We start from the raw sequence: 11,982 nt of genomic DNA on the forward strand, positions 1-11,982 counted from the left end.
ACGGCCAGCGGCTGCCAGAACGGATTCATCGTCCGTCGGCGCGGCCGACTGCCACCGAGCCATCACGGTATTCGGCCATTTTGCGCATTCCGAAAACGAGGGCCTTCGGCTGCCGTGGCGCCTTGCATGATTGCGCGCCAGCGGGAACGGGCTTATCAACCATGGGAGAGCAGAAGCTCGTTGGATTCACATATCACCGAAAAAACAGGGGGGACCACCTTTGAAACGTGCCAGTCGAATACTGGCGGCTATAGCCGCACTCGCCCTCACCGCAGCCCTGCTCGCCCTGGGCTCCTTATCGGCCGCCGCCGCAAGCCCCGAGCCCCCCGCGTCGGCCCCGGGCATCGAGTACACGGCCAAGCCCGGCGACGGTGCTCGGCCCAGCAGTGACGGCAAGGGGACGGCGGAGATGCCGATATCCCCCGACAACCCCGCGGGCACCGAGTGGCTGAACGACTGTCTCGGTTCCTCGGATGCCCAAGAACCCCGCGGCCGCGTCTACAACCGGTTCAAGTGGTGCCAGGAATACGAATTCAAGAACATGTACTACAAGAGGGTGGACGGCAAGCCCGTCCTGAAGGGCACCAACTCGATCAAGTTCCAGGTCGCCGCCATCGGCTACAACGACACCCGCGCCACCCGCGTCTTCTTCCGCGCCAAAACCGGTCAGGTCAAATACGAGGGATGGAACCCCTTGGAGAAGCGGACCGTCGCCCCGAACCTGAAGCTGGAGGTCACCCCCGAATGCGTGCCGGGTGCCAATCAGCCCACCAGTGCCACGTGCGGCGTCGGGCGGTCTCCGGCGAAGATGGAATGGGCCCAGTGGAGCAACTTCCCCGACTGGGTCTACTGGGACGTCTCCTCCATGGGTGGCGAGGGCCCGGACAAGGTCGCCTTCCACCAGTGGCGTCTCTACATGAACGGCGCGAGCCCGGGATACGAGCAGGGCACCGGGCGCGGTGAGGGCCCCCCGATCGGTATCCGCTGCGACTCGGCCGACTACTTCAACCTGCGCAACTACCGATACCCCTACGCCTGCATCTACCGCGGCGCCCTGCCGTTCCTCACCTACAACGCCGACGACAGCAAGAACGGGCAGGTGGCACGGCACATCCGCGACGCGCAGAACACCCCGGACTCCACCTACCCCAAGGAGTCGCACCCCAAGAACATCCCCGGCAAGTGGTCGGCCGACCCTTCCAACCGCGCCGAGCCGTTGCACCGTGTCGACCGGGACGGCCAGTTCGGCAGGTCGAACGAGAGCTGGAAGAGGTCCGGCTGCGGGCAGAACACCACGCAGGGCAACCCGTGGGCGCTGTACTACACCCCCGCCACCGGGCTACCCGCGACGATCGCACCCGACCAGGAGTGCGACGAGTACCCCTTCGGCAGTACCTGGGAGGGTGCCGCGGACCCCGACCATGACTTCTCGGTACGGTGGGTCGACAAATCGCACAACGGTTCGGCCGGTAACAGGCTGGGTGAGTTCTATGTGAACGACCGCATCCTGCGGTACCAGCCCACGCTGTCCGGGGGCGGTTCCCAGACTCCGTCGGGCCCGTCCGCCGACCCGTTCTGGGTGAACGTCGGCTGATGCCCTGACCGTGGGCGTCGCCCTACCTCGCCCGGTGGCCTTCTGAGACCGGCAGGCCGGGTTCCACCACGAGCGGATGATGGAACCCGGCGGCCCGCGTCGGTGAAACCGCGAGCGGACCCTACTGCCCGCCGGCCGTCACCGGCCAACTGCCGCCGAGGGCGAGGGCCGTGCCCACCAGCCCGATGTGACTGAACGCCTGTGGGAAGTTGCCGAGTTGGCGCCCGCCCACCGGGTCGTACTCCTCGGCCAGCAGTCCCACGTCGTTGCGCAGTTCCAGCAGCCGCTCGAAGAGTTCGCGCGCCTCCTTCTCCCGCCCCGTCATCAGCAGGGCGTCGGCCAGCCAGAACGAGCAGGCCAGGAAGGTCCCCTCGGCCCCCGGCAGCCCGTCCACGGTCGGTCCCTCCGTCGAGTAGCGCCGCACGAGCCCGCCGTGGCCCAGCTCGCGACGGACCGCGTCCACCGTGCCGATGACCCGCGGATCGTCCGGCGGCAGGAACCCGACCCGCGGGATCAGCAGGGTCGCCGCATCGAGCTCGGTGGAGCCGTAGGACTGGGTGAAGGTGCCCCGCACCGGATCGAAGCCCTTCTCGCACACGTCGCGGTGGACCTCGTCGCGCATCGTGCGCCAGCGCTCGATGTTGCCCTCGATCTCCGGGTTCGCCTCCAGGGTGCGCACCGCCCGGTCGGCGGCCACCCACGCCATCACCTTGGAGTGCACGAAGTGCCGGCGCGGACCGCGCACCTCCCACAGGCCCTCGTCGGGCCGGTGCCAGTTGTCCGCCACGAAGCGCAGCAGCGCCACGTTGATCTGCCAGGCGTGCGGCTCCGCGGGCAGCCCCGCGGTGCGGGCCAGGTAGAGGGAGTCGATGACCTCCCCGTACACGTCGAGCTGGAGCTGGTCGACCGCCGCGTTGCCGACCCGTACCGGCGCGGACGACTCGTACCCGGCCAGCCACGGCAGGTCCGTCTCCGGGATCCGGCGCTCGCCCGCGATCCCGTACATGATCTGGAGGTCGGCCGGATCGCCCGCGACCGCCCGCAGCAGCCACTCGCGCCAGGCCCGCGCCTCGTCGAGGAAGCCGGTCTGGAGCAGCGACCCGAGGGTGAGGGTCGAGTCGCGCAGCCAGCAGTAGCGGTAGTCCCAGTTGCGCACCCCGCCGATCTCCTCCGGCAGGGAGGTGGTGGGCGCGGCGACGATCCCGCCGGTGGGCGCGTAGGTCAGGGCCTTGAGCGTGATCAGCGAGCGCATGACGGCCTCGCGGTAGGGGCCGTCGTACAGGCACTGCTCGGACCAGGCCCGCCAGTCCTCCAGGCTCTGTTCCAGCGCCTCGTACGGGTCGATGAGGTCGGGGCGCGGTTCGTGCGAGGCGTGCCAGGTCAGCACGAAGGCCACCCGTTCGCCGGCCTCTACGGTGAACTCCGAGCGGGTGCTCTTGTCCTCGCCCCAGGTCTCCACCGGCGGCTCGCTGCGCAGCCACGTCGAGTCGGGTCCGGCCACCGCGACCCGGTGGCCGTCGCTGCGGCGCACCCAGGGCACGACGGCGCCGTAGTCGAAGCGCAGCCGGATCGTGGCCGCCATGGGCACCGCGCCGGAGAGCCCCTCGACGATGCGCACGACATCGGGGGCGACATCGCGCTGCGGCATGAAGTCGGTGACCTTGACGGTGCCCTCGTCGGTCTCCCAGATCGATTCGAGCACGAGCGAGTCGCCCACGTAGCTCCGGCGGGTGCATCCGGTCCCGGCCGGTGCGACGGCCGGTGCGATCCGCCAGTGGCCGTTCTCCTCGTCCCCCAGGAGCGCCGCGAAGCAGGCGCCAGAGTCGAAGCGGGGCAGGCACAGCCAGTCGATGGATCCGTCCCTGCCGACCAGGGCCGTGGTCATCAGGTCGCCGATCAGCGCGTAGTCCTCGATGCGTTGGTTCACGCGATTCGTGTTCCCCCGTGATCAACGGGCTAAGCGGGCTGACCGGGGGTGAGATCGCGGTACCCCGGAACGGGGACGTCCGTCGGTCAGCGGGTGCCCAGGGTGATCCAGCGGGCGGTGCTCGGGACGCCCCGGGCATTGAGCACGAAGAGCATGTAGTGGCCGGGAGGGGCGTCGGCGGCGCCGGGGGGCGTGCGCAGGCGGACCGTGTCGCCCCGGACCTCGACGATGCGCAGTTCGAGGTGGCGCTGGCTGGTGTTCACGGAGTGGGTGACGGTCGTGGGGGCGAGGAGCACCGCGCGCCGGACCTCGCCGGGCGTGCTGGTGCCCACCCGGAACTCCGTGTCGTAGCCGAGGTTCCCGGCCGGCACCCGGTCGAGCGCGGGCCGTGCGCCCCGGTGCAGGTAGGCGGGTTCGTAGAGTTCGATGCTGCCGTCCATGCCGTCGCGGACGTCCGGGTCGTTGGCGATCTGCTGGAGTTCGTCGCCGGTGACCATGACCCGGCCGTCCGGCAGCACGAGTGCGTTGGAGTGGTAGCCGCGGGGGAGGCGCTGGGCCGGCCCGAGCCGCCAACGGCCGTCCGCCCCGCGGGTCTCGATCTGCCGGTACTTGAGGTCCGCCTCCGGGTTGAAGGGCCCGTGGCCGTAGTCCCGGGTGTCCAGGGCTCCGTTGACCGTGAGGAGGGTGGCGTCGGGCAGGATCAGCGTGTCGTCCTGGGTCCGGCCGAAGGCCCGCGGCTCCTCGGTGGTCCACGCGCCGCCCGCGAGCCGGTAGGTGTTCGGGTCGTGCGGGTCGCCGCCGAGCACGAGGACCGAGTCGGGGCCGCGGAAGCCGGCGGGCAGTGGTACGGCCGAGCCGTAACCGCGGAAGTCGGCGGGCCGCCGGGCCAGGTCGGCGCGGGTCTCCTTGACCGGGTCGAAGAGCCACTGCTGGTCCGCGTCGCGCCCGAGCCCGTAGATCATGCCGTCCCGCAGCGAGAAGAGGTGCGGGTAGTCGTTGCGGAAGGGCGCGTCCGCCCCGAACCGCTCCACCGGCAGGTCGGTGGGGATGTCGTACGTGCGCCACGGCACGGGACGCGAGCGCGCGGGGAAGCGCTCCACGACGGGGGTGGGCGTGCCCGTACCGCGCTCCGACTGGCCGGACATGACGAGCTGGCGGCCGTCCGCGCCCGTCACCACCGAGGGGTACCAGCGCCCCACGGACATGTCGCGGTTGCGGAACCAGGTCTCGGTCCACGGGTCGAAGACGAAGGACAGCTTGGCGCCGGTGCCGCCCTTGCCGCCCACGTTGCCGCCGAACACGGCGACCATGCCGTTGGGTAGGAAGGCGTGCCCGGCGCAGAAGAACGGGGCGGGCCGGGGCGCGTAGGTGCCGTCGGGCATCAGGACGGTCGGCGGCTCGACCTTCTTGAAGGCGCGGGCTCCGGTGCCCTTGGCCGGGTCCCAGAGGTAGGCGCGGCCGGCGTTCGTCCGGCCGATCCGGTCGGTGGGACCGGTCTCCTTGGTGGGGTCGGTGCCGACGCGCTCGAAGGAGAAGAGGAGCACCTTGCCCGTCGGCAACTGCGCGACGTGGACCCCGAAGTCGGGGGAGGGGAAGTAGTCGGTGAAGCGGCCGGACGTGGCGGCGTCGAAGGAGGCGTTGGCCGTCCGTTGGGAGGTGCGCAGCGCTTCCAGGCTCGCGGTGCGCTTGGCCTGCGGGTACTCGGCGGCGCCGGTGTTCCCGACGGCGAGGCGCCGGCGGGCGTGCTCCCGGGCGTGCTCCTCGCCGAGCAGGGCGACCTCACCGGCGTCCGGTACCGGCCCGGACCGGGCGGGGTCCGCCGCGCCGTCGTCGTGCCGGTGGGCGACGGCCGGCGGGGTCCCGGCGCCCCGGGGAGCGGCCGTGGCGGGGGCATGGGCCGTCGCCGTGGCGGCCAGGGCGGCGACGGCGGACAGGGCGACCAGGCCCGCGCGGGCCGACCGGGCGGCGGACGCGGCGGCGGAACGTGCGGTGGTGGAACGTGCGGTGGTGGAGGCGGCCGGCGAGGCGGCGGAGGGCAAAGCGGCGGAGCGTGCGGCGGACCGGTGTGCGCGGGGCATGGGGCTCCTGGACGCGAGAGGGGAGGGGACGCCACCGGGTGATCTCCCGCACCCTCGGGCCGAGTCGCCGCCCATAGTAGGAGAAAACGGGTGTCCTGCTGGGCGTGCCGCGCGCGCGGCACGGGGGTTGGGCCGTCCAGCCCTTGGGACGGCGGTCTCGATCGCGCCGAGTCCCGGGCTGATCACGCCAATACCGCCCGGTAGTCGGTCCGGTACGGCGGACCACGGCTTAGCGTCCCGCCATGCATTCGAACAGACGGGCGTCCGCCCTGGTCGCACCCGCTCCGGTCATATCCGCCCCGGTCATACCCGCCCCCGCTCCCGCCCCGCCGAGCCGCCGTGCCCTGCTGCGCACCGCCGTGGCCGGAACGGCCGCCGCCGGATCCGTCCTCGCCCTGGGCTCCGCCTTCCCCGCCTCGGCCGCCCCCGCGACCGGGGACCGCTCCGAGGCCGGGCCCCGCCCCACCACCCCGCAGGAGGCGCTGCGCCGCCTGGCGGCCGGCAACCGGCGCTGGGCCGCGCAGCGCCAGGAGCACCCGCACGAGACGCCCTCCGTGCGGCTCCAGCTCGTGGCGGGCCAGCATCCCTTCGCCGTGGTCCTCGGCTGCGTGGACTCCCGGGTTCCGCCGGAACTGGTCTTCGACCAGGGCCTCGGCGACCTGCTGACCGTGCGCTCGGCGGGCGAGGTGCTGGACGAGGCGGTGCTCGGGAGCGTCGCCTACGGGGTGCTCGAACTGGACGTCCCCCTGGTGCTGGTGCTGGGGCACCAGTCGTGCGGGGCCGTCGGCGCCGCCGTGCACGCCGACGAGAGCGGCGAGCCGCTGCCGACGCACATCCAGTACCTGGCCGACCAGATCCGACCCGCCATCGACCGCACCCGGGAGGGCGCCGCCCGCGTCGACGCGACCATCGACGCGCAGGCCCGGCGCACCCGGCAGCGGTTGGCGGCGGAACCCGACCTGGCCCGACGGGTGGCCACCGGCAGGCTGGCCGTGGTCGCGGCCCGCTACGAGCTGCGCGACCAGCGGGTGCGCACCCTCTCCTGAGCCGCGCCGCCCGGCGCCGCGGCGGATCGCCCCCGGCGTCGGGCGTGTCGCCCGGATGGGTGTGGACGGGGCCGCCCGGCACGACAAGGCGATGGGGTGCTCGTAGCGTCGTGAGCGTCAGGGCCACTCGGCCCGACACGGTGAACTCTCCTGATGAGAGGCCATGTCGATGCAGTCAGACGCGCCGATATCGAGCCTGCTGCGGGTCCACCGCGGCACCGCCGAACCCGAGGAGCTGGCCGCGATCGCGGTCGTGGTGGCCTGCCTCGTGGGCCGTGCCTCGCACGCCGTCCGCGAAGCCCGGGGCCCCGCCCGGCCCGCCCGGGCACCCCGCCACCGGCATCAGGCGCCGCGTGCCCACGGATGCTGGGCGGGGTGCTGGGCCTGCGGCTGACCCGCAGGCCCGTGGACAGGCCCGGGACCGGTCCCGCGGACCGGTCCCGGACCGCTCCCGCCTCAGCCGGTGCGGAGCACCTTCGACAGCACGTCGAGCAGGACCGCCTCCGGAGCGCCGGACTCCGGTGCCCCCGCGCCGCCGTCCGTGCGCCAGGCCACGAACCCGTCCGGGCGGACCAGTACGGCGCCCCCGGCGGGCAGCTCGTGCACCTCGGTCCAGTCGGCGTCGTCCGCCTGCACCAGGTCGGCCCCCGACCCGGCTGACCCGACCGTGTAGGAGTCCAGGCGCGCGCCGCTGCGCCGCGCCACCTTCCCGGCGGCCGCCGCCCACGGGGTGCCCGGGGAGGTCAGCAGCACGAAGGACCGCTCGTACAGGTCCAGCGTGGAGAGGCGCTGCCCGGCCCGGGTCACCCACATGTGCGGGGCCCGCGTGCCGACGTCGCCCTTCAGGCGCAGACCGTCCGGGATGACCGGACGGTCCTGGTCGCCGCCGACGACCGCGCCGACCGGGTAGCAGTACCCCATGGCGGTCGGCAGCACCCCGCTCTTGGGGCCGCTGCCCATCGTCGGCGGCGGCGCGAAGCCCGGGTGGCTGTGCTCGGCCGAACGCGCCGACGCCCGCTCACTGGTGGCCCTGGCCACCGGGAGCCGTTCGGCCTCGTAGGTGTCCAGCAGTTCGATGCCGGCCGAACCGTCGAGCACCGCCGCGATCTTCCACGCCAGGTTGTGGGCGTCCTGGATGCCGGTGTTGGAGCCGAAGGCGCCCGTCGGGCACATCTCGTGGGCGGCGTCCCCGGCCAGGAACACCCGTCCGGAGGAGTACCGCACCGCCACCCGTTCGGCCGCGTGCCAGGGTGCCTTCCCGCCGATCGCGACGTCCAGGTCCGGGACGCCGATCGCCTCGCGGATCTGGCGCACGCACCGCTCGTCGGTGAAGTCCTCCAGGGTCTCGCCCTGGTCCGGGTGCCACGGGGCGTGGAAGACCCACAGCGTGTCGTTGTCCACCGGTAGCAGCGCACCGTCCGCGCCCGGGCGGATCAGGTAGCAGACGATGAAGCGCAGGTCGCCCAGCACCTCGGTCAGCTGATGGGACCGGAAGGTGATGCTGACGTTGTGGAACAGCTCGCCGCCACCCGTCTGGGGGATGCGCAGGGCCTCCCGGACGGGGCTGCGCGGGCCGTCCGCCGCGATCAGGAAGTCGGCGCGCACCCGGATGTGCTCGCCGGTCTCCCGGTCCTTCACCAGGGCGTCCACGCCGTTCTCGTCCTGGTCGAAGCTCATCAGCTCGGTGGAGAACCGCACGTCGGCGCCCTGCGCCCGGCTCTGCGCGGCGAGTTCGGGCTCGATGTTGTTCTGGCTGCACAGGCACCAGCCGGTGGGGCTGAAGCGGGCCAGAGCCCCACCCGGGTCGACCTCCTTGACCAGCCAGTTGTGCTGGTCGCCGGTGAGCGATTCCGTCTGCAGGATGCCGTTGTTGCCCGCCAGGGCGGCCGCGGCCCGCCGGATGGCGGGTTCCGCGCCGGCCGTGCGGAACAGCTCCATGGTCCGGGCGTTGATCCCGCGTCCGCGCGGGTGCTCGGACGTACCGGCGTGCTTCTCGACGAGCAGGTGCCTGATCCCGTGGCGGCTCAGGAACAGCGAGGTGGACAGGCCCACGAGGGAGCCGCCCACGACGAGGACCGGTACGCGGACATCGGGGTTCTCTTCCATCGGCAAGGGGCTCCTGGTTTCTGTGCGGATCCTGCGGATCGTGCGGGGGAGTGAACTCCTTTATGCCCCCGATCGGTCACAGAGCCCGGGCGATTCGCCGCTTGTCACCCGCTTGATTGTGAGTTGTGGCGATTCGTCCCGGTCCGGATGACCATGAGGGACAGCGGACCCCCCGCATCGGAAACGCGTTGGCCCGCACGCCCTCACGAAGGAGTGAGTAGATGACCCACACCCTGGCCGAACGGGTGTCACAGTCCGCCTTCGACGGCTCGATGCTCCGGGTCGTCCTGCTGATGGACCTCCACGAAGGCACCCAGCAGCGGTTCTTCGAGGCGTACGAACAGCTCCGGCACGACATCGCGTCCGTCCCGGGCCACCTCGGCGACCAGCTGTGCCAGTCCTTCGAGAACCCCTCCCAATGGCTCATCACCAGCGAGTGGGAGAGCGCACCGCAGTACCTCGCCTGGGTCAACAGCGAGGAGCACGCCGAACAGGTCCGCCCGCTGGGCGCCTGCGCCCGCGCCATGCGACCGCTGAAGTTCACGGTCCTGCGCGAGACCGGCAAGCGCTACGACGCCCCCGCGGCCCCCGAGGTCCGGGCCCGGCTCCAGCCCGCGCCCCGGCTCGGCGCCGGCATCGTCCGCCACGGCCTCACCTTCACGGTCAAGCCGGGCAGCGAGGCGGCCGTGGCGGAGATCCTCTCCTCCTACGCCTCCCCGGCCGCCCGCGTCGACGACCACACGCGGCTGTGCCGCACCTCCCTCTTCATGCACGGCAACCGGGTGGTGCGTACGGTCGAGGTCCAGGGCGACCTCATGGCGGCGCTGCGCCACGTGTCCGAACAGCCCGAGGTCCGTGCCGTGGAAGAGGCCCTGAACCCCTACCTGGAACAGGACCGGGACCTGGCCGACCCCGAATCGGCCCGGATGTTCTTCATGCGCGCCGCTCTCCCCGCGGTCCACCACATCGCCGCCCGCGACGGGGAGGCCGGCCCGGCCGAGGTCCACCGGCACGCCGTCCTCTACCCCGGCAAGCCGGGCTGCGGGCCCGCCCTGGCCCGGTTCCTCTCCCAACAGGACGAGGCCGCGGCCCGGCGCCCCGGCGGAGCGGTGCGCAGCAGCAGCATCTTCCAGCGCGACGACGTCGTGGTACGCCTCCTGGACGTGAGCGGACCGCCCGAAGCCCGCCCCGCGGCGGCCGTCGGCATCGAAGGGCCGCGCAAGGCGGCGGTCCTCGCCCGGCTGCTCGCGGGCCCGGCCGGCCACTTCCCGGCCGCGCCCCACCCCATGAAGCTGATCACGGACCGGCACGCACCCGCGCGGTCCTGATCCGGCCGGGGCGCCGCCCGCGCCAGGCCGACCCCGCACCACCCCCGGCTCCACCTCCCCGCTCCCCCGCCACACCCGCTCCACGGCTCCACCCCACCCGCCCCCAGCGACGACAGCCTCGTGCAGGCTCCGTCTCCGCCCGGAGGAAGTCCGCCATGACCAGAGAACGCCCACGCATCGTCGACCTCAGCCAGACGCAGCCCAACACCCGGCGGGGAGGAGATGTGCGAGCCGTGCTCACACCGACCTCGGTGGGCTGCACCAGCGGTTTCATGGGCCTGGCCGTGATGGCCCCCGGTGAATCCATCGCCGAGCACTACCACCCGTACTCCGAGGAGTTCGTGTACGTGGTCGCCGGGCACCTGGAGGTCGACCTCGACGGCGAGACCCACCCGCTGCGCACCGACCAGGGGCTGCTCGTTCCCCTCGACGTGCGCCACCGCTTCCGCAACGTCGGCGACACCGAGGCCCGGATGGTCTTCCACCTCGGCCCGCTCGCCCCCCGGCCGGAGCTGGGCCACGTCGACACCGAGGAATCCCCGCACGCGTCGGCGCACGCGTCGGCCCATACGACGGCCGTCGAATGGGATCGTCCGCCGGACCGCACGGGAGTGGTGTCGTGACCCGCCGCCGGGTGGCCGTCACCGGAGTCGGCGTCGTCGCGCCCGGCGGCATCGGCACGGCCGCCTTCTGGGACCTGCTGTCCCACGGCCGCACGGCGACCCGGGGCATCACCCTCTTCGACCCGGCCGGATTCCGCTCCCGGATCGCCGCGGAGGTGGACTTCGACCCCGCCGCGCACGGCCTGGACGAGGACACGGCGGCCCGGGCGGACCGGTACATCCAGTTCGCCCTGGTCGCCGCCCGGGAGGCGGTGGCCGACGCGGGCCTCGACCTGACCGCCGACGGCAGCTGGCGCACCGGGGTCTCCCTGGGCACCGCCGTCGGCGGCACCACCCGCCTGGAGCACGACTACGTCGCCGTGAGCCAGAAGGGCGAGTGGTGGGACGTGGACCAGCGCCTCGCCTCGCCCTTCCTGCACCGCGCGTTCACCCCCGCCACCCTGGCCTCGGCCGTGGCGGAGCAGACGGGCGCACGGGGCCCGGTCCAGACCGTGTCCACCGGCTGCACGTCCGGACTCGACGCGATCGGGTACGCCGTCCACTCCATCCAGGAGGGTCGGATGGACGTGTGCATCGCCGGCGCCTCCGACTCACCCGTGTCCCCCATCACGGTCGCCTGCTTCGACGCCATCAAGGCGACCTCGCCGAACAACGACGACCCGGCCCACGCCTCCCGGCCCTTCGACGCGCACCGCGACGGATTCGTGCTCGGCGAGGGCGGCGCCGTCCTCGTCCTGGAGGAGCTGGAACACGCCCGGGCCCGCGGCGCCACCGTCTACTGCGAGATCGGCGGGTACGCCACCTTCGGCAACGCCCACCACATGACGGGGCTCACCACGGAGGGCCTGGAAATGGCCCGCGCCATCGAAACCGCCCTGGCCCAGGCGCAGATCGCCGCGAGCGGGATCGACTACGTCAACGCCCACGGCTCCGGCACCAAGCAGAACGACCGGCACGAGACGGCGGCGGTCAAACGGGTCCTCGGCGAGCACGCCTACAAGACCCCGATGAGCTCCATCAAATCCATGGTCGGGCACTCGCTCGGCGCCATCGGAGCCATCGAACTCGCCGCCTGCGTCCTGGCGCTCCGCCACCAGGTGGTGCCCCCGACCGCCAACTACGAGACCCCCGACCCCGAATGCGACCTGGACTACGTCCCGCGCACCGCCCGTGAACACCCGCTGCGCAGCGTGCTCTCCGTCGGCAGCGGATTCGGTGGGTTCCAGTCCGCCGTGGTCATGTCGCGGCCGAAGGAGGTGCGCGTGTGAACGCCCGTGGGA

General features: G+C 72.6%; 9 protein-coding genes. 6 read left to right on the forward strand and 3 right to left on the reverse strand.

The genetic code is table 11. From position 1 onward, the window contains the following. Positions 1-220 precede the first annotated feature (220 nt). Positions 221-1,594 carry a hypothetical protein gene (locus tag ACIBEA_RS02995; RefSeq protein WP_399257259.1) on the forward strand — a complete coding sequence of 458 codons (1,374 nt, stop codon included), beginning with the start codon at positions 221-223 and terminating at the stop codon, positions 1,592-1,594. A 121-nt stretch (positions 1,595-1,715) separates the two neighbouring features. On the opposite strand, the gene ACIBEA_RS03000 is transcribed toward ACIBEA_RS02995, so the two are convergent. Together ACIBEA_RS03000 and ACIBEA_RS03005 are read right to left on the reverse strand one after the other, a co-directional pair. Further along, entirely contained in the window at positions 1,716-3,521 is a 1,806-nt protein-coding gene (locus ACIBEA_RS03000) for a glycoside hydrolase family 15 protein (RefSeq protein ID WP_399257261.1), read from the reverse strand. An 86-nt stretch (positions 3,522-3,607) separates the two neighbouring features. Continuing rightward, positions 3,608-5,599: a galactose oxidase-like domain-containing protein gene (locus ACIBEA_RS03005; protein ID WP_399257263.1), complete on the reverse strand. Its 1,992-nt coding sequence runs from the start codon at positions 5,597-5,599 to the stop codon at positions 3,608-3,610. A gap of 242 nt (positions 5,600-5,841) precedes the next feature. Between ACIBEA_RS03005 and ACIBEA_RS03010 the strand changes: the two genes are divergently transcribed. Together ACIBEA_RS03010 and ACIBEA_RS03015 are read left to right on the forward strand one after the other, a co-directional pair. Beyond that, positions 5,842-6,645, forward strand: coding sequence for a carbonic anhydrase (locus tag ACIBEA_RS03010; RefSeq protein ID WP_399257265.1), 804 nt, complete (start codon positions 5,842-5,844; stop codon positions 6,643-6,645). Positions 6,646-6,808: 163 nt separating this feature from the next. Then, positions 6,809-7,039, forward strand: a complete 231-nt coding sequence (locus ACIBEA_RS03015; RefSeq protein ID WP_399257267.1) for an acyl-CoA carboxylase subunit epsilon — start codon at positions 6,809-6,811, stop codon at positions 7,037-7,039. Between the two features lie 62 nt (positions 7,040-7,101). On the opposite strand, the gene ACIBEA_RS03020 is transcribed toward ACIBEA_RS03015, so the two are convergent. Next, a complete protein-coding gene (locus ACIBEA_RS03020; protein ID WP_399257269.1) occupies positions 7,102-8,751 on the reverse strand; it encodes an FAD-dependent oxidoreductase in 1,650 nt (549 codons plus the stop codon). Between the two features lie 221 nt (positions 8,752-8,972). On the opposite strand from ACIBEA_RS03020, the gene ACIBEA_RS03025 reads away from it, so the two are divergent. The 3 genes from ACIBEA_RS03025 to ACIBEA_RS03035 all read left to right on the forward strand — a co-directional run bounded on the left by ACIBEA_RS03025 (position 8,973) and on the right by ACIBEA_RS03035 (position 11,970). Further along, positions 8,973-10,079: a SchA/CurD-like domain-containing protein gene (locus tag ACIBEA_RS03025; RefSeq protein ID WP_399257271.1), complete on the forward strand. Its 1,107-nt coding sequence runs from the start codon at positions 8,973-8,975 to the stop codon at positions 10,077-10,079. Positions 10,080-10,234: 155 nt separating this feature from the next. After that, positions 10,235-10,702 carry a cupin domain-containing protein gene (locus tag ACIBEA_RS03030; RefSeq protein ID WP_399257273.1) on the forward strand — a complete coding sequence of 156 codons (468 nt, stop codon included), beginning with the start codon at positions 10,235-10,237 and terminating at the stop codon, positions 10,700-10,702. After that, a complete protein-coding gene (locus ACIBEA_RS03035; protein ID WP_399257275.1) occupies positions 10,699-11,970 on the forward strand; it encodes a beta-ketoacyl-[acyl-carrier-protein] synthase family protein in 1,272 nt (423 codons plus the stop codon). The genes ACIBEA_RS03030 and ACIBEA_RS03035 overlap by 4 nt, the downstream gene beginning before the upstream one ends. Positions 11,971-11,982: the final 12 nt, after the last annotated feature.

This window comes from Streptomyces sp. NPDC051555 (assembly GCF_044454405.1).
Taxonomy (GTDB): domain Bacteria; phylum Actinomycetota; class Actinomycetes; order Streptomycetales; family Streptomycetaceae; genus Streptomyces.

Excerpts from the sequence above, each read along its gene's own strand:
- ACIBEA_RS03010 (WP_399257265.1), top strand. The coding sequence starts at position 5,842 with ATGCATTCGAACAGACGGGCGTCCGCCCTGGTCGCACCCGCTCCGGTC.
- ACIBEA_RS03015 (WP_399257267.1), top strand. The coding sequence starts at position 6,809 with ATGTCGATGCAGTCAGACGCGCCGATATCGAGCCTGCTGCGGGTCCAC.
- ACIBEA_RS03030 (WP_399257273.1), top strand. The coding sequence starts at position 10,235 with ATGACCAGAGAACGCCCACGCATCGTCGACCTCAGCCAGACGCAGCCC.
- ACIBEA_RS03025 (WP_399257271.1), top strand. The coding sequence starts at position 8,973 with ATGACCCACACCCTGGCCGAACGGGTGTCACAGTCCGCCTTCGACGGC.
- ACIBEA_RS03005 (WP_399257263.1), bottom strand. The coding sequence starts at position 5,599 with ATGCCCCGCGCACACCGGTCCGCCGCACGCTCCGCCGCTTTGCCCTCC.
- ACIBEA_RS03020 (WP_399257269.1), bottom strand. The coding sequence starts at position 8,751 with ATGGAAGAGAACCCCGATGTCCGCGTACCGGTCCTCGTCGTGGGCGGC.